Annotated in this window: 1 pseudogene; it reads right to left on the bottom strand. The window is 64.6% G+C overall.

Going from position 1 to position 223, the window contains the following annotated elements:
• Positions 1 to 223: pseudogene (locus WFL93_RS24205) on the bottom strand (transketolase); the annotation flags it as partial.

Below are 223 nucleotides of genomic sequence, written 5' to 3' on the forward strand. Positions count from 1 at the left end.
CTGACGCGAGAAGATCAGCGCCGACGGGCCGTCAACGCGCTCGATGGCGTACTTCCACGCCACCGCCGACTCAACCTGGTCGCACGGGCGCCACAGGCTCATGTTTGGCGTCACGCGCAGGCTGGCCATCTGCTCAACCGGCTGGTGCGTCGGGCCATCTTCACCCAGGCCAATCGAGTCGTGGGTGTAGACCATGATCTGACGGATTTTCATCAGCGCGGCC

The organism is Pantoea sp. USHLN256 (assembly GCF_037149875.1).
Lineage (GTDB): Bacteria > Pseudomonadota > Gammaproteobacteria > Enterobacterales > Enterobacteriaceae > Pantoea > Pantoea nemavictus.